The organism is Legionella gresilensis (assembly GCF_900639865.1).
In the GTDB taxonomy this organism is placed as follows: Bacteria; Pseudomonadota; Gammaproteobacteria; order Legionellales; family Legionellaceae; genus Legionella_C; species Legionella_C gresilensis.
This window is the reverse complement of record NZ_CAAAHX010000003.1, coordinates 106,602-127,324: the sequence shown is the minus strand read 5'-3', so window position 1 is coordinate 127,324 and position 20,723 is coordinate 106,602. Positions and strand designations below refer to the sequence as shown.

Genomic DNA, 20,723 nt, shown 5'->3' with positions numbered 1-20,723 from the left:
CTTAGGACATCTAATGCGGCAAATAGTTTTAGATACAGAAACAACTGGAATCGATCCCCAAAATGGACATCGAATTATTGAAATAGGTTGCGTGGAATTAATTGATAGGAAATTAACCGGCAATAATTATCATGTCTATTTAAATCCTGAACGTGAAGTAGATGAAGGGGCTTTTAGAATTCATGGTATTAGTACTGAATTTCTTGCTGATAAACCTAAATTTTGTGATGTTGTAGAAGAATTAATAGCATTTATTAAAGATGCAGAGCTTATCATTCATAATGCGGCCTTTGATATTGCATTTTTAAATGCTGAGTTGACATTACTTAAACATCCTCACCAAATGCATAAATATTGCAAAGTGCTAGATACACTTTTATTGGCTCGTGAAAAGCACCCTGGCCAACGAAATAGTTTAGATGCGCTATGTAAGCGTTATGAAATAGATAACTCTAATCGTCAATTACACGGCGCTTTGTTGGATGCTGAAATTTTAGCACTGGTCTACTTAGCAATGACTGGTGGTCAAACTAGTTTGTTTGAAGATAACTTTGAGCACGTCGAATCAGCGATTGTTGATGTGGCAGTTAATGAAGCAAAGCTTAAAAGCTCTTCACCCATTATTTATGCTACTGAACAAGAAATAGCTACCCATCAAGAATTTATTGAGTTTCTAATAAAGAAATCTGGTATTAATCATTGGGAAGACGAGAAAAATTAATTTGAGTTTTTGTTTCGGTTCTCTTCTGTAACTAAAAATTATTGTGGCATTCAAAGGATACTAAAAATACATCAATTATGGCTATTTTATATACTTGATGTATCTAATTTGGCTTTAATTTGCATATTGACTATGATCAAAGTAATCATTGATACACTTCTAGAAGCTGTTGAAAAAAATCTAATATTACAGCACTGTTTAAGAGACTCAAAGTTTCCCCACAACAAATTAATGCGTTTTTTGGCTTTTTAGTAAATGATGAAAGGGATTAGCAAAAGTAGATAATAATATGAAACAGGCAATGCAGCGTCATTTTTTGAATAATGATTTATTTGATTATTTATTGAATTCGGAGGAATTAAGGCAGTTAGATGTAAGAATACCAGGGTGTAGTTTTACTGCATTGACAGGGATATTTGCATGTCAACGCAGTAAGATCTGAGTTAAAGCGAAAAAGATTTAACTTTAACAATTTACCTACCAAGTATATGGGTGCTAAGGAGTACTCAGATGCGCAAAAATTTATTCAATATATAAAGAAATTCCGTCTAATTAGAAATTCACCTACTGAAAATAATAGATTTCAAGAATATTAAACAGAAAAATATTCCTTTAACAAAGCAGTAGCTAAGAATACAACTTTTTCTCAGCTTGGGCTTTTTCCTTTTCGAATAATGAAAAATCTACTTTACCAGCAAATGATTTACAGAGAGTCCCTAGCGTGGATAGAGCATTTAAAATTGACCGGTCAATTAACAACATTTCCTATTTTAATCAATAAACCGACTGATTCAAGCACAGAGTAGATTAGCGCTAGTTTTTAATAAATTTTTTTCTTTATTAATTCAAGGGTTTATTGTATATATTTGGTAGAAATTTAAAATTTGTACAATAAAACTACAAATAGATTAAAAATTATCCTATATTTAAGATAACTTCAATAAAGATAGGACTCATTATGGAAGCTGAGTTAAGAATAAGTCGTTTTGTGGTCTATCTCTTTTCTTTTTCGCTCATTTCCTATTCATCAGCAAATTTTGCTAATACATTCATCTTTAACCCAAAAAAATTAAGTTGGTCTGCTGTTAATCATAACGGTAAAGTGATTCGCAGTGGTAAAGCCTCAGGAGGTAGTCGATATTGTAAAGATGTAAAAAGAGCCTGTAAAACTCCATCAGGTACTTATAGGGTTATTAGTAAACAAGGGCCAGGATGTCGCTCAAGTCGCTATCCACTAGGTAAAGGTGGATCACCGATGCCATACTGTATGTTTTTTTCAAAATACTATGCTATTCATGGCTCTTATGATGTGCCGAATTATAATGCTAGCCATGGCTGTATACGGGTAAAGCCTCATGATGCTAAGTGGTTAAGTAACAACTTCATTCAAATAGGCACAAAAGTTGTTATACATCCTTATTAGACTATTAAAAAAATTACTAACTATTCATCTTCAATGCTAAAAGAAGAACCACAGCCACATGTGGTTTTAGCATTGGGATTACGAATGACAAATTGTTCGCCTTGAATACCTTTTATGTAATCTATTTCTGCTTCATGCAGGAATTGGTAACTCATTGAATCAACTAATAATTTTACAGACGATTTCCCATCTGAGCAAGATTGGGTGATCACTGTGTCATCTGATTGAATCGTCTCATCGAAAGTAAACCCATATTGAAATCCTGAGCAACCACCACCTGTAATATAAACCCGTAAATTTAAATTAGGGTTATCTTCTTCAGCAATTAAAGAAGCGACTTTGTCCGCAGCATTAACAGAGAAATGGAGGCCTGTTTTGGGATGCTCTAGTGCAATAGGTGATGCAGTAGCATTACTCATTATCTACTCCTGAAAAAAATGGTTAGGAAAGCTGCTATTAGTTATTAATTAACCCTCGTCAATTAACAACGATATACAGAACCAAAGTAAATTAATAATTAATTATATTGTAACACTTAACCTAGATTTTTGTGCTTTTTCATCAATTATTTGATTTTTAATTAACGAATAACTTTCTCTATAATGGCGCCGCCTAGACACTGATTCCGCTCATAAAATACAATGTATTGTCCAGGTGTTACTGCACGTTGAGGTATTGAAAACATCACACAGTGCCCATTATCTATAGCCGGTGATATAACACAAGCTTGGTCAGGTTGCCTGTAACGTGTTTTAGCGTAGCAGGTTAAGGGAAGCTTATCTTCATAAGGTGCTAACCAGTGAATATTACTGCAAATTAATCCTTGAGCATAAAGCATAGGGTGATCATTACCCTGAGCGACAATTAATATATTGGCTTCAATATCCTTTTCAACAACATACCAAGGCTCATCGCTACTATCATAGCGTCCACCAATACCTAGACCTTGACGCTGGCCAATTGTATAAAACATTAATCCATCATGCTGACCCAGAATCGTTCCATCACTACTCATTATTTTGCCTGGCTGAGCTAAAATAAATTCATTAAGGAATGATTTAAACTGCTTCTCGCCGATAAAACAAATACCTGTAGAGTCTTTTTTTTGAGAGGTCACTAAGTTAAGGTTAGAGGCAAAAGCACGTATTTCTGATTTTAAATAATCACCAACTGGAAATAAGGTTTTCGCTAGGGCTTCTTTATCAACGGCATTTAAAAAATAGGTTTGATCTTTATCTCTATCTTTAGCTTTAAATAAATTACCATCTTCTATTTTGGCATAATGACCAGTGGCTATAAAATCTGCACCTAGGGTAAGTGCATGATTTAAAAAAGCTTTAAATTTAATTTCTTTATTACATAAGACATCGGGATTAGGCGTGCGTCCGGCTTCATATTCCTGTAAAAAGTGCGCAAAAACTCTATCCCAATATTCAGCAGAAAAATTAATGGTATGAAGGTGAATATCTAATTGATGAGCCACGGCTTGTGCATCAGCTAAATCAATGGCAGCAGGACAATAATTATCTTGATCGTCTTGCTCCCAGTTCTTCATAAATAAACCTTCAACGTGGTATCCTTGTTCCTTCAATAACCAGGCAGCAACGGAAGAATCAACACCACCAGACATACCAACTATTACTTTTACTTTCATAAATTACGACGATTCTTAAAGGTTATATTTATATTTTAAGTTTCAACTCAATGAGGTTAGATATATACTATATTCTAAGTTGTTATCTATTTGTCATTTTGCCAAAAAAGAGAACGTTAAATAAAATTAAAAGCGTCATTATATAATATTTGAGACTTAATATGCTAATTGATCTTAAGACCCAAGCTAAACAACTTGAGAATCAAACTGTTGGAGTGTATGTAACGAAAAGATTACCCAATAGGATTCCTACCCCTTGTTCCCTAATATGTACCTATGAAGTTAAGCCAATAGAAAATTATTTTCTTTTATCAATGGAGGTAAGTGGTCCTGTAGAAATTGAATGCCAGCGTTGCTTAAATAATTTTTTATATGATTATAAAAATACAACGACGCTTGCCGTTTGTAACTCAGAAGCTTGCGCTGAAAAATTAATGGATAAATATGAGTGTATTGTAGCTAATAATTTTTTTATTGATCTGGTAGAATTGGTTACTGATGAATTACACCTTTGTAGCCCGGAAAATCATTTAAACATTGATGAGTGTGACAAAGAAGTGAGCAAATTTATCAAATATCAATCAACAAAGGAAGATAAAAAGTAAGTAATACTTGGATTACAGTCAAAAAATATGTAATATTTCGCACCAATGAATACAAATTGCCTAGGAGTAACGCAATGGCCGTACAACAGAACAAAAAAAGTCGCTCTCGAAGAGACATGAGACGTTCGCATGATGCTTTAAAAGCACCTACCTTAAGTGTTGATAGCACAACAGGTGAAACACATCGTAGACATCATATAACTGCTGATGGTTACTATCGTGGTCGTAAAGTTTTAGATACCGATAACGTTTACGAAGACGAAAAAGAGTAACTCGATTGAAAACTATTACCATTGCAATCGATGCGATGGGTGGGGATCATGGCCTAAAGGTTTTGATCCCTGCTTGTGTTCGCGCTGTGAAAAATAATCCTGATTTAAGATTACTATTAGTCGGTGATCAATCTCAAATTACAGCCCAACTTAAGAAACAAGGTCATTTTAATAATGAGCAATTTGATGTAATTCATGCTTCTGAAGTGGTAGCTATGGATGAACTACCCTCACATGCCATGCGCAATAAAAAAGATTCCTCAATGCGGGTAGCTATAAACCTAGTTAAAGACGGTCGTGCAGAGGCTTGTGTCAGTGCAGGTAATACGGGTGCTTTAATGGCGACTGCACGCTTTGTTTTAAAGACTTTACCTGGTATAGATAGGCCAGCAATTATTGCCGAGTTACCTACTTTACAAAGTAAAACTCGAGTAATCGATTTGGGCGCGAATGTTGATTCCTGCGCGGAACACCTCTTTCAATTTGCCGTGATGGGCTCAGCACTTATTCAAGCAATTGATAAAAAATCGAAACCTAAAATTGCCCTATTAAATATTGGTGAAGAAGAAATCAAAGGAAATGATAAGATTAAGCGTACCGCTCATATGTTAGCTAACTGTAGTTTATTAAACTATGTAGGCTATGTAGAAGGAGATGGCTTTTATTCAGGGGAAGTAGATTTAGTTGTTTGCGATGGTTTTGTTGGTAATGTTGCCTTAAAAGCAAGTGAAGGCCTTGCTAAACTTATGTTAGCCATCCTGAAAGAATCTTTCGTAAAAAATTATTTGACTCGACTAATGAGTATTCTGGCTTGGCCAGCTTTAAAGGGTTTAAAAATGCGCATGGATCCCGCACGTTATAATGGCGCTAGTTTAATAGGTTTAAATGGGATCGTGGTCAAAAGTCACGGTAGTGCGAAAGAACTCGCTTTTCAACATGCTATTGAAGAAGCTATGCTCCAGGTCAAAAACAATGTGGTTGATTTAGTACGCGATCAGATAAATGAGTTTATTAATCAAGGTTTACTATTATGATGCATGCAGTTATTAATGGCACAGGTAGTTATTTGCCTGAGAATAGACTTACTAATTATGATCTAGAAACTAAACTTAATACTTCACATGACTGGATTATTTCCCGTACCGGTATTAGTAGTCGACATATTGCATCTGATTATGAAACGACTTCTTATATGGCAGCCCAAGCAGCCAAAGAAGCTCTTAGCGCTTCAACCATTAACGCTGATGAAATAAATTTAATTATTGTTGCAAGTTGTACGCCTGATAATTTTTTTCCAGGTACTGCTTGTTATGTACAAAATGCATTAGGCATTAAATCTTTTATTCCTGCACTTGATATTGGTGCGGCTTGCAGTGGTTTTGTCTATGCAATGGATATTGCTAAACAATATATTCAAACTGGGTCAGCGAAAAATGTGCTAGTTATTGGTAGCGAAGCCATGTCTCGCGCTGTTGATTGGACGGATCGCTCCACTTGTGTGTTATTTGGAGATGGTGCTGGCGCGGCTATCTTAAGTGCTCAAGAAAGGACGCCAGAAAATTCAGGCATAGTAGCGAGTGTTTTACATGCTTCTTACGATGCAGGTTCATTATTAACCTATCCGAATCGCACTTCTCTTGATAAAAAAGCCTTAATCGGTATGCGAGGCAATGAGGTATTTAAAATTGCAGTTAATATGATGGGCGATATTGTTGATGAAGTTTTAGAGGCCAGTAATTTAACTAAAGCTGATATTAATTGGCTAATTCCTCATCAGGCTAATATCCGTATTATTCAAGGAATTGCTAAAAAACTAGACTTATCCATGTCACAAGTAATAGTCACCATTGAAAACCAAGGAAATACCTCAGCGGCTTCTATACCTTTAGCGCTAGACTTAGCGATTAAAGAAAAGCGTATTAAACGCGGTGATTTATTATTACTTGAATCTTTTGGTGGTGGAATGACCTGGGGTGCAATGGTTGTCCGCTATTAAATTGGTTTACGTAAATTAATTCTTAAATCCCTTAGAGCAAAATAAATATTAGTGAGGGATAACGGTTAAAATTGAGGCTTTATATGTCAAAACTAGCATTTATATTTCCTGGCCAAGGTTCGCAATCTATAGGAATGTTAACAGAGTTAGCTGAAAGTTACCCAATCATTCAAAAAACCTTTAGTATCGCTTCCCAAGAAGTGGGTTATGATGTTTGGCAGCTTATTCAACAAGGGCCTGAAGAAAAATTAAATCAAACCGAAATTACTCAGGTTGCTATGCTAACTGCAGATGTAGCTATCTATAATTTATTATCTAATTTAAAGATAGAGCAACCTAAATGGATGGCCGGCCATAGTTTAGGCGAATATGCGGCTTTAGTTTGCGCTGATGCTCTTAGCTTAGAGCAGGCTGTAAAACTAGTGGCAAAGCGTGGTCAACTAATGCAAGAAACTGTTCCCCTTGGCCAAGGCGTTATGGCAGCTGTAGTTGGCTTGACTGATGAGCAGGTGGATAAAATTTGTGCAGACGTTAGTACGGACAAAGAACAGGTTTCTGTAGCAAATTATAACTCTATAGGGCAAGTTGTTATTGCAGGCCATCGTGCGGCCCTAGAGGAAGCTATCACTAAAGCAGATAGTCAAGGAGCAAGAATGGCTAAAATACTAGCTGTAAGCGTTCCTTGTCATTGCTCACTATTAAAAGATGCTGCTCAGGCTTTCGAAGTATACTTAAATGAAGTATCTTTTAAATCGCCAAGTATAAATGTAATTAGTAATGTTGATTTAAGTGTTTATAAAACACCTGCACAAATTCGTTCTTTGTTAAAAGAGCAGTTATTTAAACCTGTAAGATGGGTTGAAATAATTCAACTTATGAAAAGAGAAGGGGTGAATCAATTTATTGAATGCGGCCCAGGTAAAGTACTCTCAGGTTTAATTAAGCGCATTGATCGCGACTTACTTACATTTAATACTCAAGATAAAAATTCAATTGATTATGCTGTATCGCAAATTGAAGCTTACAAAGTCAATTAGCGATAAATGATTTATTAAACTTAAATTTTTTAAGTTTAAATATATTTTGTATAGTAGGGGTTTATATGATTAGCCTAGAAGGAAAAATAGCTTTAGTAACAGGCGCTAGTCGAGGAATTGGAAAGGCTATTGCTCAAACGTTGGCGCAAAGAGGGGCCTATGTAGTAGGTAGTGCAACTACTCAAGAATCTGCGCTTGCTATTAGTAAACATTTTAATGAAAGTAATTTACCAGGTGAAGGGGTCACTCTTGATGTTACCAGCGCTGAAAGTGTAGAAAGCCTTATGGCGCAGCTTTCTGATGAGAAAAAAGTTCCATCTATACTTATAAATAACGCTGGTATTACTGCTGATAATTTATTATTACGTATGGATGATAATGAGTGGTATCGAGTCATTGAAACTAATTTGAATTCTATTTTTCGCATGAGTAAAGCCTGTGTTAAATCTATGTTTAGAGCAAGATGGGGTCGAATTATTACAGTTGGCTCTGTAGTTGGTTCTAGTGGAAACTCTGGCCAAGCCAATTATACAGCTGCTAAAGCCGGAGTCATAGGTTTCTCAAAGTCTTTGGCCCAAGAGTTAGCAAGCCGTGGTGTCACTGTAAATGTTGTAGCGCCTGGGTTTATTGAGACTGATATGACTGATGCTTTACCTGATTTGGTAAAAGAAGAAATGCTTAAACGCATCCCTATGAAGCGCTTTGGGCAAGTAAATGATATCGCTGAAGTTGTTGCATTTTTGGCATCTGATAGTGCAAATTATATTACTGGCGAAACTATTCATGTTAATGGTGGCCTATATATGGATTAATTAAATTTTAATGGGTAATCTGATAAACTTATATTAATTAAGCTTGCGTTCTGTAAAGAATTGAATAAACTACCCACCATATATTTTTTTAACCTTAAGAAAGGAAATACAAGTTATGAGTACAGTTGAAGAGCGAGTTCGTAAAATTGTTGGTGAGCAATTAGGTGTTAAGGAAGATGATTTAAAAAATGATGCTTCATTTGTTGAAGATTTAGGTGCTGATTCTCTTGACACAGTAGAACTTGTTATGGCTCTTGAAGAAGAATTTGAAACTGAAATTCCAGATGAAAAAGCAGAAAAAATCACAACCATTCAAGAAGCGATTGACTATATTGAATCAAATATGAACAAAGAAGAAGCCTGATAATTAAGGAGCTATTCATTGAGTAAGAGACGTGTTGTAGTGACTGGGATGGGGATGGTAACCCCACTTGGCCTAAATGTAGAAGATACTTGGCAAGGTATTTTGGCGGGTAAGAGTGGTGTTGCGCCTGTAGAAGGGTTTGATGCTACTGACTTCCCAACCAAAATTTGGGCTAAAGTAAAGAACTTTAACATTGAAAATTATGTCCCTCTCAAAGAAGCTCGAAAAATGGATATGTTTACGCAATATGGGCTAGCTGCAGCCGATGAAGCTATAGCCAGCTCTGGTCTTGTTATTGATGAAGACCTAAGTTTGCGTGCAGGTGTGGCTGTTGGGGCAGGTATTGGTGGTATAGAAACGATTACTAATAATCAAGAAAAATTGATGTCAGGCGGGCCCCGCAGAGTTTCTCCTTTTTTTATACCTGCTGGCATTATTAATATGGTCGCAGGCCAAATCTCAATCAAATATAAATTAAAAGGTCCAAATATATCTGTAGTAACCGCTTGTACAACGGGTACACATAATATAGGCCTTGCAGGTAGAATGATTGCATATGGTGATGCTGATATTATGGTTTGTGGTGGCGCTGAGATGACGACCACACCCTTGTGTTTAGCTGGTTTTTCTTCTGTTAAAGCATTATCGAAAAGAAATGATGAGCCAGAAAAAGCCTCACGTCCTTGGGATAAAGACAGAGACGGTTTTGTCATGGGAGAGGGCGCTGGTGTTTTAGTTTTAGAAGAATATGAACATGCTAAAGCCCGTGGTGCAAAGATTTATGCTGAATTGGTAGGATTTGGTATGTCTGGTGATGCTTTTCATATTACAGCTCCAGATGATGATGCAGATGGAGCGTCTCGAGCCATGTTAGCAGCTATTCAAGATGCCAACATATCCCCTAGCGAAGTCAACTATATTAATGCACATGGTACATCAACTTATTTAAATGATTTAAATGAGACTAAAGCTGTAAAGAAAATATTTGGTGATCATGCTTATAAATTAGCGATTAGTTCAACAAAATCTATGACGGGGCATCTACTTGGTGCTGCTGGTTCAGTGGAAGCTATCTTCTCTATATTAGCAATTAGAGATCAAGTTGCACCACCTACTATTAATTTAGAGCACCCCGATGAAGGATGTGATTTAAACTATGTTCCTCATAAACCTCAGTCAATGAAAATTGACTATGTTTTGAGTAATTCCTTAGGATTTGGAGGAACTAATGGCACCTTACTATTTAAACGACTTGCTTCTACTTAAGTCAAATATTGGTATTAATTTAAGCCTTAATTCTATTTGGTTTGTTAGATAATCTAATAAATCTATAATCATCATGGTAACTAGTTAGCTAATCTTAAATATTTTTTATGCAAGGTGCGCTAAATACAGTCTCTCGGTGGTAGGTGCTAATCACTTACGAATTAGATAGTATGTATATTTTTAATTATGACTTCTTCTACCAAAATATAAATTTTATACTTAATTTTTTTAATCGGTAAGCCAATATGTCAATAAAGTTTAAATATCAAGTATTTACTTATGGTGTAATAAATGCACGCTGATGATCCTCGTCTTAATAATCGTAATACTAGATTGAAACATAGGCAATTAATTAAATTTCTTATTACAATTTTAATAATCTTAATGTTAATGAGTGCGCTGTTAGGGTGGTTTATCTTACGTCTAAATACACCAATGGCAACTGAAGGTAGGTCACTTATCGTAGAGGTAAAACCTAATTCAACAGCAAAACTATTAGTGCAAAAACTATATGAAAATGGTTATATCGATTCAAAGTTTATTATAGAAAATTATATTAAATATAAAGGCTTGGCTAATCAATTAAAGGCTGGCGTTTATCAAATTCAACCAGGTGAAACAGCAATAAATTTAGTCGATCGAATTGTAAAAGGCGACGTTTTAATCGCTGCATTTCGTATTATCGAAGGAACTAATATTTATCAAGTTAAGCAAAAGTTATTGCAAGCACCTTACTTGCAATATCAGCCACAAGATTGGACAGTCATTCTAAATCAATATCCAAGTGCTGAAGGATTATTGCTTGCTGATACCTATTATTATAATGCGGGTAGTGATGCCAAACCACTTCTAGTTAACGCAAATAAAAAATTATTAGCTGTTTTAAATTCTAATTGGGAAAAACGAAGCTCAGTGCTACCTTATAAAACGCCTTATGAGTTACTTATTGCTGCCTCTATCATTGAAAAAGAAACTTCTTTACCTTCGGAGCGAAGAATTATTAGTGGTATTGTCGTTAATCGGATAAAAAAGAGGATGCCTCTGCAAATGGATCCGACCGTCATTTATGCTTTAGGACCTACGTTTTCTGGCAAACTAGGGCATCATAATTTAGAATTTGATTCCCCTTATAATACTTATCTTTACCGAGGGCTACCGCCTACCCCTATTGCGATGGTGGGTCGGGATGCAATTGAGGCAGCAGCTCATCCTAAAATTTCAAATTATCTCTATTTTGTAGCCAAGGGGGATGGTTCTCATATTTTCTCGGCAACTTATGAGGAGCAAAAAAAGGCTATTGCTCGTTATATGAATAAGGAAAATCAATGATATTAGGGCGATTTATTGTAGTTGAAGGCCTGGAGGGAGCAGGTAAAACGACTGCTATTGAAATAATTAAACACTATCTAGAAGAGAGAGTAAAAAAGGTAATAGTAACTCGTGAACCAGGTGGAACTTACGTAGGTGAGAAACTAAGGTCTTTAATTAAAGAATCTGTTCCTAACGAACCTCTGGATAGCCTTAGTGAATTACTAATGATATACGCGGCAAGAGTGCAACTAATTCAAAATGTTATTCGGCCAGCTATAGCTCAAGGCGATTGGATAATAGCGGATCGTTTTGAGCTGTCTACCTATGCGTATCAGGGAGGCGGGAGAGGTATAAGTCAAGCTATCTTAGATAACCTATCTAGTTTTTGCCTTGCAGGATTAAAGCCGGACTTAACGCTCTTTTTAGATATTGCACCCGAACAAGGCCTGCAAAGAATACATAAACGAGGGGAAATTGATCGTATTGAGCAAGAGTCTTTAGTGTTTTTTAACCGTGTCTATCAAGCTTATCACCAAAAATTGAAACAGACTGAAAATTCAGTAATTATTGATGCCAGTATGCCTCTTGAACAAGTGCAACAATCTCTTTGCCTACAGCTTAAAACATTTTTGGATGAAAATGCCTACTCTTAATCCTATTATCATTGAGGCTGAGCACCTGAAATTTTGGCAGCATTTTAAAGACGCTTATAGTAGCAAGCGTTTGGCTCATGCGCTTTTATTACGAAGTTCATCTATAAGTAAGTTAGCAACGCTTTATAATCAAATGTTGGCTACTCTTTTGTGCAAGAATGATAATCATCAGCCTTGTGACTCTTGTAAGTCTTGCTTGTTAATTAATCAAGAAACGCATCCCGATCTATATCAGATTAAACCTGAAAAAACAGGAACTGCTATTAAGGTCGAGCAAATTAGAGATTTACATCATTCTTTATATACTTCACCGCAAGTCTCTGAAAATAAAGTAATTTTAATTTTAAATGCTGAAAGGATGAATCATGCAGCAGCAAATTCTTTATTAAAAATTTTAGAGGAACCGCCCGCTAATATTTATTTCATTTTAACGATAGAATCAATCAGCACTCTTCCTGCAACTATTTTTAGTCGTTGTCAGCACTGGTTTTTTCCTGATTCGAACCATGAAGATGATTATTTTTTACAAAATGATAAATATCTCTCAGAAAATACACAAACTGAATTGTTTAAGCAAAAAGAAAATTTTATAGATGATTTAATAGCTATTAGAAGAGAAAGAGCTTCAATTAATATTATTGCTGAAAAATGGGCCGCTTATGAATTGGTAGAGTTGACACGATTGCTTTATTTACTAACAGCGCAAATGATTCATAATTATTTTTATAAAGATGTCACACAAACAGCGCTGACACTTAAATTGAATGAATTAATTCAAGGTGTAAAAGTTACGCATTTGTTTGCATTAATTGATAAGTTAAATCAACTTAGTAAAAATTTAAGCTATAGTATAAATGTAAATCAGTTGCTTACTATAGAGGATTTACTGCTAAGCTTTCTGTAAAGATAGGAGCGCCAATGATTGATGTGCCTATTGTAAACGGAGATTTCCCTACAGAAGCCGCACTTTATATGGCTTATATGCCATTTATTAAGGGTGGTGGGTTATTTATTCGTACTAACCTAACTCTGCCCTTGGGTGGTAAAGTTAAATTATCTATTAAATTAATTGATGAGCCAGATCCTTATGTTATTCCTGCAAAAGTTGCCTGGATAACACCCAGAGGTTCTCAGGGTAACAAGCCCGCAGGTTTAGGTTTTCAGTTTCAAGGAGAAGACGCCCGAGTTTTAAAAAATAAAATAGAAACCTATTTAACTACCATGTTAAAATCGACCCAAATCACTGACACACTGTAATTATGTTAACTGACTCGCACTGTCATTTAAATCTGCTCGATTTAAATGATTTTAATAACCAATTAGATAATGTCCTTGCTGCTGCTGCTAACAATGATGTTCATTCACTTTTATGTGTTTGTGTCGACTTAACAGATTATCTTATACTTTGTAATATCGCAGATAAATATCAACAAGTTAAGATATCCGTAGGGTTGCATCCTAATAATCCTATAGCTCAAGAGCCTAAAGCAGAATTACTCATAAAATTAGCTAATCAGCACCCAGCCTGTATTGCGATTGGTGAAACAGGACTTGATTACTATCGTGTCCATGAGGCTCAGGCCCAAAAACAGCAAAGAGACCGTTTTCGCGAGCATATTCATGCAGCTATTACTTCTCAAAAACCACTAATAATTCATACTCGACAGGCAGCAGAAGATACTTTGCAGGTTATGGCAGATGAAAATGCAAGTGAAATTGGTGGTGTTATGCATTGTTTTGCTGAGGATTTAAATATCGCCAAGCAAGCTATTGATATGAATTTTTATATTTCATTTTCAGGTATTGTCACTTTTAAGAATGCTACTACTTTGCAAGAAGTAGCTCAAAAAATCCCTTTGGATCGATTGCTAATTGAAACAGATTCGCCTTATTTGGCGCCTGTGCCCTATCGAGGCAAACAAAATCATCCTGCCTTAGTCAAATATGTCGCTCAAGCTATAAGTGAACTTAGGCAGATTAGTTATGAAGAAGTTGCTATCCAAACAACGGAGAACTTTAAACGTTGTTTTAAGCTAAAATGAACAAACCAAAAGGTTAAGTATGGAAAATGAAGCTCAGGTAGTGATTATCGGTGCAGGTCCTGTAGGCTTGAGTACAGCTATCGGCTTAGCTAATCAAGGTATTAAAAGCATTTTAATTGAACGCCATGCTTCTACAACTGATCATCCAAAAGCTCGTGGTGTTAATACAAGGACCATGGAGATTTTTAGATTATGGGGCATTGATACGCCATTACGAAAGCATCAACTGCCAAGAGAGGCGCACCGCTTTATCTGGCTAGAATCTTTACAAGGCAAGGAATTAACCCGTATTAGCGCTAAGCCTAGACCCAATTTAAGTAGTCCAACGACAAATGCGTCTATCTCTCAAGATTGGGTTGAACAAGAGCTTTTGAAGAAAGCACAAACTTATTCTGAAATTACTTGCTATTTTAATATGGAAATGCTTGATATTCAGCAAACAAATACTAAGGTTATCAGCACTGTAAAAGATAAATTATCAGGTAATCAATATAAGATAAATTCGGATTATTTAGTGGCAGCAGATGGCGCCTCAAGCCTAACTCGTGAGTTACTTTCGATTAATATGCAAGGCCAAGATAACCTAGGTGAGTTTTGTAATATTTATTGCGAAATGGATTTGGCAAAGTATGTGCAAGATAGGCCTAGCATAGGCTATATCTTTACGCGTAAAGATATTATGGGTACTGTACTATTGTCCAAAGATGGATTACGTAAATGGTTAGTTGGTATACGTTACGATGTCATTCCTGAGTTAACGAAAGAAAGCTTTACTGATGCGTTTTGTGTGGAATTGATTAAAAATGTTATCCAGGATAAAAATGTTGATATCAAGCTCATTAATACAGGTTTCTGGACAATGGCGGCCCTAGTTGCGGAGCGATTCCGTGACGGTCGAATTTTATTAGCTGGCGATGCTGCGCATAGGTTACCGCCAACAGGTGGTTTAGGTATGAATACCGGTATTCAGGATGCTCATAATCTTGCCTGGAAGCTAGCTTTTGTTATTAATGGTTATGCTGATGACAAACTTCTAGATACTTATTTTAGCGAACGCGCACCGATTGCAGTCAAAAATATTGAGTGGAGTGCTAAAAATGCTAAGCGTTTCAATACTATTTTTACCGCTCTTTATAATAGTGATTATGAAACCATGATGACGGCAATCGAAGAACAAAATGAACACGTAAATCAAATAGGCCTCGATTTAGGTTTTTGTTACGAAGAAGGTACTCTTATTGCAGAAGGTGGCTCAGTGCCAATTCTAAACCTTGATACTTATGTTCCATCTACTTCTCCAGGCTGCAGGGCTCCCCATTATGTGCTGAAGAAAGGAAAGCAGCTTTTATCTACACTTGATTTATTTAATGATAAATTTGTTTTATTAAGCGCCGATAAAACAGATTTATGGAAACAGGCTGCCGCACATTATAGTCATTTACCCCTTGTAAGTTACTGTATTGGTGAATCTGGCGATTTACAAGATCCTGAAGGGCAATGGTTAGATGTCTATCAAATAAATGAGCAAGGAGCAGTTTTAATAAGGCCAGACGGTCATGTTGCTTGGCGGACTCAAGATAAAACCGATAATCCAAAACAATGTTTAAAAAATATTTTCCAGAAACTTTTATTTAAGTTAAATTGAACTGCTGAAAAATTAACAGGGTAATTTGCAGATTTTTGAAGGCTATTTAATATAGGCTAGTAATGGCGTCCTTTTTATCATCTTCTTCCTCATTATTCCTAATCTTAAACTCATTTGAGATAGCCTGGTTAAGGACACCTGGTCCAGGTGGAGAAAAAAAACTATGATCTAGCAGTGTTTTTATAAAAGTTTTTAGATACTTAAGTCGTTCCTCAGGGCTATCAAGTTGTAATTGTTGATCAAATTCGTTACTTCTCTTCATATTTTCTTCAGGGATATAACTGGTTAGCACAGGTGGAGGAAGATCTACTTCAGGGTCAACTTTGCTACCTTTAAAAATAGGTGTTTTAAAATAATTTGTCTTTGTCCCTTTGGTATTAATGATAAACCCGGTTAAAAGCATGCCTAAAATATTTTTCATATCTTTAACTAATAAGGCGCTTTTACATTCTCCTGAAAAAAGGAGGTCATTAGCTAATTCAATATGATGTTTTTTAAAAAACGACTTTAAGGCAGCCCTTGCCGTCCGCCAAAGCGAATCATGTTCACTGACTACTTTACCGTGATCTATTCTTACGCCGCGCATGATAAGAATTTGCACTTTTTCAAACTCATTGGGTTTGAATTCCCATTGAGCATTAACTACCACATAGGCGTGTGTATAGCGCTCTGAACAATCAGTAGAAATAAGGTCTTTGCCAATAGGTACTAAAAACTGCTCTTTTTCAAAATCACTAGTATTATTTAAGTGATTTTTACGGTTTGCGCCAATGACTATTCCGTTTTCATTAAAGATAATGACACTATATCCTTTAAATCCTAGCTCTTCATCAAAAAAATAATCTTCCGGGGCTGCTATATTTTGGGTAGTAGGTTGAGTAGATAAACTAGCAGTCGATTTAATTTCATTAGCTTGTTTCATAATTATCTCTGAGTACAACTCATAAATTAATATTACTTACGTTACCTTAAGAAACTATTAAGAACTGGATTTATAAAAAGCTTTTTTACTTTATTAATTTCATTTGGTAATTTAATAAAACTAAATGTATATAAAATATACTAAAAATGAGTTAGTCTTTACGGTTTCAAGATTGGCTAATTTAGAAAACTAACGGAATGTACTGATGAAGAAAGTTTTAAAATAATTTCATGCCTGATAATTAAGACTCATGTATTATATGGTTTAGTTAACAATGAGGAAGCTATAGGGTATTTTTAGAATTGGAGAACCGAAAGATATGAACGCCCATAAATAATGCAGAAAAAATGGAGGTAGTTAGAGAATGAAGCTGTACATTGGAATTATGTCAGGCACTAGCATGGATGGGATTGATGTTGCACTTGTTGATATAAATAAAAATGAATTTATCTATGGTACTACCTTTCCTTATAGTAGCGTTATTAAAGAAATGCTTAAAGAATCTATGGCACTTCAGCCACATGATTTAGGTTACTTTAGCCAGTTGCATACGTTGCTAGGAAAAGAATTTGCTAAAGCAGTTTTATTATTATTAGAGCAAAGCAAACAATCAGCCCAAAATATTATTGCTATTGGTAGTCATGGACAGACATTATGCCATGATACTACTGCTGCCATTCCATACACGGTCCAATTAGGGTGCCCGCATACTATTGCTGAGATGACTGGTATTACGGTAGTTGCTGATTTTAGAACCCGGGATTTAGTTATTGGTGGACAAGGTGCTCCTTTTGCTCCAATTTATCATCAGGCTATTTTTAAAGACTTTAATTCTCCTTTAGCTGTAGTAAATATTGGTGGTATAGCTAATTTAACTTATCTTAAGAATGAATCGGAAGTGATTGGGTATGATGTGGGGCCCGGAAATTGTTTAATGGACGCATGGATTTATAAGTGTCAGGGACTTGATTATGATATGGATGGTAATTGGGCAGCAAAAGGTAGTTTAGTAGAGTCTTTGTTAAACCTTTTATTACAAGATCAATATTTTTCTCGTCAAGCACCAAAAAGCATAGGTAAAGAATACTTTTCTCTTGATTGGTTAGCTAATTACGGAGGTTATAATTTTAAAGCGATTGATATACAAGCTACTTTATTACATCTAACGGCAATATGCATTACAAACAATATAAAAGTTTTATCCCCTCAACCAACACATTTATTCATTTGTGGAGGCGGCGCTCATAATAAAACGCTATTGCAAGAACTTACTCGTTTATTGCCGCAAATTAATGTTTTACCAACTCAAGAAATTAATATCAATCCAGATTTTATTGAAGCCTCTATGTTTGCTTGGCTCGCTGATAAAGCATTAAATAATGTTGCTCTAAATCTTAGAGGTATTACAGGGGCTACTCGACCTACAATTTTAGGGGCAATTTATCCTGCAGGGATTGACAAAGGAAATTAGCTTAGGGTGTAATGCGTGTTTTAATTTGAACACAGATCCTATTTTGCAAACAGTAAAAACACAATTAGAGCGGCCTTCTAAATTAAGTGCTTATACCATTTTTATTTTATCAGCCACATTTTATTTGTATGAATTTGTATTACAAGTTGCGCCAAGCGTTATGGCTGATTCCATGATGAAAACATTTAATGTTGGCGCAGCGGGATTTGGTATTGTTTCTGCTTTTTACTTTTATGCGTATGCACCTATGCAGCTACCTGCAGGCCTTTTATTTGACCGCTATGGGCCAAGAAAATTAATGACTTTTGCTTTAGCATTATGTGCATTAGGTTCGTTTTTCTTTGCATCTACAGATAGTCTTTTTACAGCAGCTATGGGACGTTTTTTAATAGGTATTGGCTCAGCGTTCTCCTTTATTGGTGTTTTAGTATTGGTTTCGCGTTGGTTTCCTGCAAAACAATTTGCATTGCTGGCTGGGATTGCTCAACTAATGAGTTCAGTTGGTGCTATGTTTGGTGAGGTGCCTTTAGCTGCTTTAATTCAAGCAGTTGGTTGGCGGCAGGCTAGTTTTATTCTTGCATTAATAGGTTTTGCTTTATCTTTATTGATCTGGTTAGTGATTCGAGATTACCCTTATCAACCAACACAAATTGTAACCCGACGTCAGATTCGTGATGAATGGTACAGACTTATACAAGTTTGTACTCGTTCTTACACTTGGATTATTGGCGCTTACTCGTGTGCAATATGGACACCCATTGCTGTTTTCGCTGCATTATGGGGCGTGCCTTATCTACAACAAAAATTTCAGATTAGTGTTCTTGAAGCTTCAGGGCTTTGCAGCATGATTTGGTTAGGTATAGGTGTTGGTAGTCCATTGCTAGGATGGTTAAGTGACAGAGTTTATAGTCGTCGATTGTCGCTTGTTATGAGTGCAAGTTTGGGTTTGCTAGCAACAATTTTATTGTTATATATCCCTGGTATTTCAATAGGCTGGATGTACCCAATTTTATTTGTACTTGGACTTGGTGCTGGCGGGCAAACAGTTAGCTTCGCTGTAGTAAAAGATAATAATCCGCCCGAGCTAGTAGGTACAGCATCGGGTTTTAATAATTTATCTGTTCTTATTGGCGGCGCAGTATTTCAACCTTTAGTAGGTATTTTTCTAAAAAATAGCAATAATTTGCTGCAAAATAGTATGAATTTTTATAGTTTATCAAGTTACAACAAAGCATTAATAGTAATGCCTTGTTGCTTCTTTATAAGTTTTATTATTGCTCTTGTGATTTTAAAAGAATCTCATCCGAGTCATGTAAAATACAATTAAGATTGAATTTCACAATTAGCCATAACGGATGAATTACCTTGGTTGGTAATTTCAACCATTGCACTACCTGCAACACTAATGGTTAACTCGCTATTATTTTTAACGCTAAGTGAAACACTCTCACCTTCTTTAAGAACATGATTGTTCACGGTACCTGTGTATTTTAACATCACTGCAGTTAAAGTATTTTCCTTATCTTGAGTAGATAAGTTACATTTCATAGTCAATTGCCATATAAAGGGATTTGTTAATACCTTTGCTTCATTTGGTTTAAACTCATATTGCCTTGATGCCAGGTCAGTTGCGAAACAGACGCTTGATAAAGCAATAGCTATTAAGCCAAGTAATCCTTTTTGTTTTATCTTCATAGTTTTCCCTATATTTTAGTTATAATTTATGCCGACTAATCATTTCATAAATTTAAGTGATTGTGTAGTTTTAAGTTTTAAGAGCTTGTTAAATAGTATTGAATGAATTTTTAAAAAAAATCAGCTAAGCTAATTAAAAAATAATGAATATAACTATGACCCAACAAGCGAAAATAATTAAAAAGCTAGATCTCCATAAAGGTTACCTAGAAGTAGCCAAATATGATTTTGAAGTTTCAAGTCTATCGCCTAATCAAAAGGTCACTTTTGTCACTAATCGGGAAGTGATTAAAGCGTCAAATTCTGTATCTGTTCTTCTTTATATTCCAAGTCAAGATAGCTTTATATTTTGCCAGCAATTTAGGCCAGGGGTTTTTTTAAATAGTGATAAAGAACATTGTTTTACTTTGGAATGTGTGGCAGGAACTATAGATAATTCTTCTGATGATCCAAAACAAACAGCTTGTCGTGAAATTAAGGAAGAAACAGGTATTGAAATTAAAAAACTGCAATTAATCGCAAAAGCATATAAAAGCCCTGGCCTGATGACGGAAATGAATTACCTTTTCTACGCCGAGGTAGAAACGCCTCCTCAAGGAAACATACATGGGGTTGATGATGAAGAAATAGTAACTCATGTTATTAGGCGTGAAAAAGCTTATGAATTAATGAATGACTTGCAGCTAGTTGATGCAGCTACATTAATAATGCTTAATTGGTTTCGTGCTAATTATTCTTAGAAGAATATAAATATTTGAACTTTAACTAAAAAAATTCAATAAAACTGTCTGCTAACAAGGCTATAGATTTCTTTTAAATGGATATAAACGAAAT

23 protein-coding genes are annotated in these 20,723 nt (G+C 35.5%); 19 read left to right on the top strand and 4 right to left on the bottom strand.

Translation table 11 applies throughout. The features are described from left to right. Nucleotides 1-13 precede the first annotated feature (13 nt). Together dnaQ and E1P04_RS04215 are read left to right on the top strand one after the other, a co-directional pair. The gene (gene dnaQ, locus E1P04_RS04220) at nt 14-721 is read left to right on the top strand and encodes a DNA polymerase III subunit epsilon (RefSeq protein ID WP_131781680.1); all 708 of its coding nucleotides are present in this window, start codon (nt 14-16) and stop codon (nt 719-721) included. A 958-nt stretch (nt 722-1,679) separates the two neighbouring features. Continuing rightward, entirely contained in the window at nt 1,680-2,144 is a 465-nt protein-coding gene (locus E1P04_RS04215; RefSeq protein ID WP_131781679.1) for a L,D-transpeptidase, read from the top strand. A gap of 20 nt (nt 2,145-2,164) precedes the next feature. Here E1P04_RS04215 and erpA read toward each other — a convergent pair whose 3' ends face one another. Continuing rightward, complete coding sequence (gene erpA, locus E1P04_RS04210; protein ID WP_131781678.1) at nt 2,165-2,563, bottom strand: iron-sulfur cluster insertion protein ErpA; 399 nt, start codon at nt 2,561-2,563, stop codon at nt 2,165-2,167. A 161-nt stretch (nt 2,564-2,724) separates the two neighbouring features. Continuing rightward, complete coding sequence (mnmA, locus tag E1P04_RS04205) at nt 2,725-3,798, bottom strand: tRNA 2-thiouridine(34) synthase MnmA (protein ID WP_131781677.1); 1,074 nt, start codon at nt 3,796-3,798, stop codon at nt 2,725-2,727. Between the two features lie 161 nt (nt 3,799-3,959). On the opposite strand from mnmA, the gene E1P04_RS04200 reads away from it, so the two are divergent. The 14 genes from E1P04_RS04200 to E1P04_RS04135 all read left to right on the top strand — a co-directional run bounded on the left by E1P04_RS04200 (nt 3,960) and on the right by E1P04_RS04135 (nt 15,801). Continuing rightward, complete coding sequence (locus tag E1P04_RS04200; protein WP_131781676.1) at nt 3,960-4,403, top strand: YceD family protein; 444 nt, start codon at nt 3,960-3,962, stop codon at nt 4,401-4,403. 74 nt (nt 4,404-4,477) lie between these two features. Continuing rightward, the gene (rpmF, locus tag E1P04_RS04195) at nt 4,478-4,675 is read left to right on the top strand and encodes a 50S ribosomal protein L32 (RefSeq protein WP_115330975.1); all 198 of its coding nucleotides are present in this window, start codon (nt 4,478-4,480) and stop codon (nt 4,673-4,675) included. Nucleotides 4,676-4,680: 5 nt separating this feature from the next. Next, on the top strand, nt 4,681-5,709 hold the full coding sequence (plsX, locus tag E1P04_RS04190) for a phosphate acyltransferase PlsX (RefSeq protein ID WP_131781675.1): 1,029 nt from the start codon (nt 4,681-4,683) through the stop codon (nt 5,707-5,709). Continuing rightward, a complete protein-coding gene (locus E1P04_RS04185) occupies nt 5,706-6,671 on the top strand; it encodes a beta-ketoacyl-ACP synthase III (protein ID WP_131781674.1) in 966 nt (321 codons plus the stop codon). Before plsX ends, E1P04_RS04185 begins: the two co-directional genes overlap by 4 nt. An 83-nt stretch (nt 6,672-6,754) precedes the next feature. Beyond that, complete coding sequence (gene fabD, locus E1P04_RS04180) at nt 6,755-7,708, top strand: ACP S-malonyltransferase (RefSeq protein WP_131781673.1); 954 nt, start codon at nt 6,755-6,757, stop codon at nt 7,706-7,708. Nucleotides 7,709-7,773: 65 nt separating this feature from the next. Beyond that, on the top strand, nt 7,774-8,520 hold the full coding sequence (gene fabG / locus E1P04_RS04175; protein ID WP_131781672.1) for a 3-oxoacyl-ACP reductase FabG: 747 nt from the start codon (nt 7,774-7,776) through the stop codon (nt 8,518-8,520). A gap of 115 nt (nt 8,521-8,635) precedes the next feature. Next, nucleotides 8,636-8,884, top strand: a complete 249-nt coding sequence (gene acpP / locus E1P04_RS04170) for an acyl carrier protein (RefSeq protein WP_115330980.1) — start codon at nt 8,636-8,638, stop codon at nt 8,882-8,884. An 18-nt stretch (nt 8,885-8,902) separates the two neighbouring features. Then, complete coding sequence (gene fabF / locus E1P04_RS04165; RefSeq protein WP_131781671.1) at nt 8,903-10,150, top strand: beta-ketoacyl-ACP synthase II; 1,248 nt, start codon at nt 8,903-8,905, stop codon at nt 10,148-10,150. Between the two features lie 291 nt (nt 10,151-10,441). Beyond that, nucleotides 10,442-11,479 (top strand): endolytic transglycosylase MltG, encoded by a 1,038-nt coding sequence (gene mltG / locus E1P04_RS04160; protein ID WP_131781670.1) that lies wholly within the window; start codon nt 10,442-10,444, stop codon nt 11,477-11,479. Further along, entirely contained in the window at nt 11,476-12,114 is a 639-nt protein-coding gene (gene tmk / locus E1P04_RS04155; RefSeq protein ID WP_131781669.1) for a dTMP kinase, read from the top strand. The genes mltG and tmk overlap by 4 nt, the downstream gene beginning before the upstream one ends. After that, nucleotides 12,101-13,018, top strand: coding sequence for a hypothetical protein (locus tag E1P04_RS04150; protein ID WP_165482672.1), 918 nt, complete (start codon nt 12,101-12,103; stop codon nt 13,016-13,018). The genes tmk and E1P04_RS04150 overlap by 14 nt, the downstream gene beginning before the upstream one ends. A gap of 14 nt (nt 13,019-13,032) precedes the next feature. Continuing rightward, nucleotides 13,033-13,371: a PilZ domain-containing protein gene (locus E1P04_RS04145; protein WP_131781667.1), complete on the top strand. Its 339-nt coding sequence runs from the start codon at nt 13,033-13,035 to the stop codon at nt 13,369-13,371. A gap of 2 nt (nt 13,372-13,373) precedes the next feature. Continuing rightward, nucleotides 13,374-14,156, top strand: a complete 783-nt coding sequence (locus E1P04_RS04140; protein WP_131781666.1) for a TatD family hydrolase — start codon at nt 13,374-13,376, stop codon at nt 14,154-14,156. A 19-nt stretch (nt 14,157-14,175) separates the two neighbouring features. Beyond that, nucleotides 14,176-15,801: an FAD-dependent monooxygenase gene (locus tag E1P04_RS04135; RefSeq protein ID WP_131781665.1), complete on the top strand. Its 1,626-nt coding sequence runs from the start codon at nt 14,176-14,178 to the stop codon at nt 15,799-15,801. Nucleotides 15,802-15,847: 46 nt separating this feature from the next. Here the strand turns inward: E1P04_RS04135 and E1P04_RS04130 are convergent, their stop codons facing one another. Then, on the bottom strand, nt 15,848-16,723 hold the full coding sequence (locus E1P04_RS04130; RefSeq protein ID WP_131781664.1) for a hypothetical protein: 876 nt from the start codon (nt 16,721-16,723) through the stop codon (nt 15,848-15,850). A 364-nt stretch (nt 16,724-17,087) separates the two neighbouring features. On the opposite strand from E1P04_RS04130, the gene E1P04_RS04125 reads away from it, so the two are divergent. Continuing rightward, nucleotides 17,088-18,194 carry an anhydro-N-acetylmuramic acid kinase gene (locus E1P04_RS04125; RefSeq protein ID WP_131781663.1) on the top strand — a complete coding sequence of 369 codons (1,107 nt, stop codon included), beginning with the start codon at nt 17,088-17,090 and terminating at the stop codon, nt 18,192-18,194. A gap of 25 nt (nt 18,195-18,219) precedes the next feature. Continuing rightward, nucleotides 18,220-19,521, top strand: coding sequence for an MFS transporter (locus E1P04_RS04120; RefSeq protein WP_242604378.1), 1,302 nt, complete (start codon nt 18,220-18,222; stop codon nt 19,519-19,521). On the opposite strand, the gene E1P04_RS04115 is transcribed toward E1P04_RS04120, so the two are convergent. Next, nucleotides 19,518-19,889 carry a hypothetical protein gene (locus E1P04_RS04115; protein ID WP_131781662.1) on the bottom strand — a complete coding sequence of 124 codons (372 nt, stop codon included), beginning with the start codon at nt 19,887-19,889 and terminating at the stop codon, nt 19,518-19,520. The two genes, E1P04_RS04120 and E1P04_RS04115, sit on opposite strands and share 4 nt — an antisense overlap. Nucleotides 19,890-20,044: 155 nt before the next feature. Here E1P04_RS04115 and E1P04_RS04110 point away from each other — a divergent pair, with 155 nt between their 5' ends. After that, nucleotides 20,045-20,629: an NUDIX domain-containing protein gene (locus E1P04_RS04110; RefSeq protein WP_165482671.1), complete on the top strand. Its 585-nt coding sequence runs from the start codon at nt 20,045-20,047 to the stop codon at nt 20,627-20,629. The last annotated feature ends 94 nt before the right edge of the window (nt 20,630-20,723 follow it).

Bases quoted from the DNA above. Each gene is read 5' to 3' on its own strand.
- dnaQ (WP_131781680.1), top strand. From the start codon at position 14: ATGCGGCAAATAGTTTTAGATACAGAAACAACTGGAATCGATCCCCAA.
- E1P04_RS04215 (WP_131781679.1), top strand. From the start codon at position 1,680: ATGGAAGCTGAGTTAAGAATAAGTCGTTTTGTGGTCTATCTCTTTTCT.
- erpA (WP_131781678.1), bottom strand. From the start codon at position 2,563: ATGAGTAATGCTACTGCATCACCTATTGCACTAGAGCATCCCAAAACA.
- mnmA (WP_131781677.1), bottom strand. From the start codon at position 3,798: ATGAAAGTAAAAGTAATAGTTGGTATGTCTGGTGGTGTTGATTCTTCC.
- E1P04_RS04200 (WP_131781676.1), top strand. From the start codon at position 3,960: ATGCTAATTGATCTTAAGACCCAAGCTAAACAACTTGAGAATCAAACT.
- rpmF (WP_115330975.1), top strand. From the start codon at position 4,478: ATGGCCGTACAACAGAACAAAAAAAGTCGCTCTCGAAGAGACATGAGA.
- E1P04_RS04185 (WP_131781674.1), top strand. From the start codon at position 5,706: ATGATGCATGCAGTTATTAATGGCACAGGTAGTTATTTGCCTGAGAAT.
- fabD (WP_131781673.1), top strand. From the start codon at position 6,755: ATGTCAAAACTAGCATTTATATTTCCTGGCCAAGGTTCGCAATCTATA.
- fabG (WP_131781672.1), top strand. From the start codon at position 7,774: ATGATTAGCCTAGAAGGAAAAATAGCTTTAGTAACAGGCGCTAGTCGA.
- acpP (WP_115330980.1), top strand. From the start codon at position 8,636: ATGAGTACAGTTGAAGAGCGAGTTCGTAAAATTGTTGGTGAGCAATTA.
- mltG (WP_131781670.1), top strand. From the start codon at position 10,442: ATGCACGCTGATGATCCTCGTCTTAATAATCGTAATACTAGATTGAAA.
- tmk (WP_131781669.1), top strand. From the start codon at position 11,476: ATGATATTAGGGCGATTTATTGTAGTTGAAGGCCTGGAGGGAGCAGGT.
- E1P04_RS04150 (WP_165482672.1), top strand. From the start codon at position 12,101: ATGCCTACTCTTAATCCTATTATCATTGAGGCTGAGCACCTGAAATTT.
- E1P04_RS04145 (WP_131781667.1), top strand. From the start codon at position 13,033: ATGATTGATGTGCCTATTGTAAACGGAGATTTCCCTACAGAAGCCGCA.
- E1P04_RS04140 (WP_131781666.1), top strand. From the start codon at position 13,374: ATGTTAACTGACTCGCACTGTCATTTAAATCTGCTCGATTTAAATGAT.
- E1P04_RS04135 (WP_131781665.1), top strand. From the start codon at position 14,176: ATGGAAAATGAAGCTCAGGTAGTGATTATCGGTGCAGGTCCTGTAGGC.
- E1P04_RS04130 (WP_131781664.1), bottom strand. From the start codon at position 16,723: ATGAAACAAGCTAATGAAATTAAATCGACTGCTAGTTTATCTACTCAA.
- E1P04_RS04125 (WP_131781663.1), top strand. From the start codon at position 17,088: ATGAAGCTGTACATTGGAATTATGTCAGGCACTAGCATGGATGGGATT.
- E1P04_RS04115 (WP_131781662.1), bottom strand. From the start codon at position 19,889: ATGAAGATAAAACAAAAAGGATTACTTGGCTTAATAGCTATTGCTTTA.
- E1P04_RS04110 (WP_165482671.1), top strand. From the start codon at position 20,045: ATGACCCAACAAGCGAAAATAATTAAAAAGCTAGATCTCCATAAAGGT.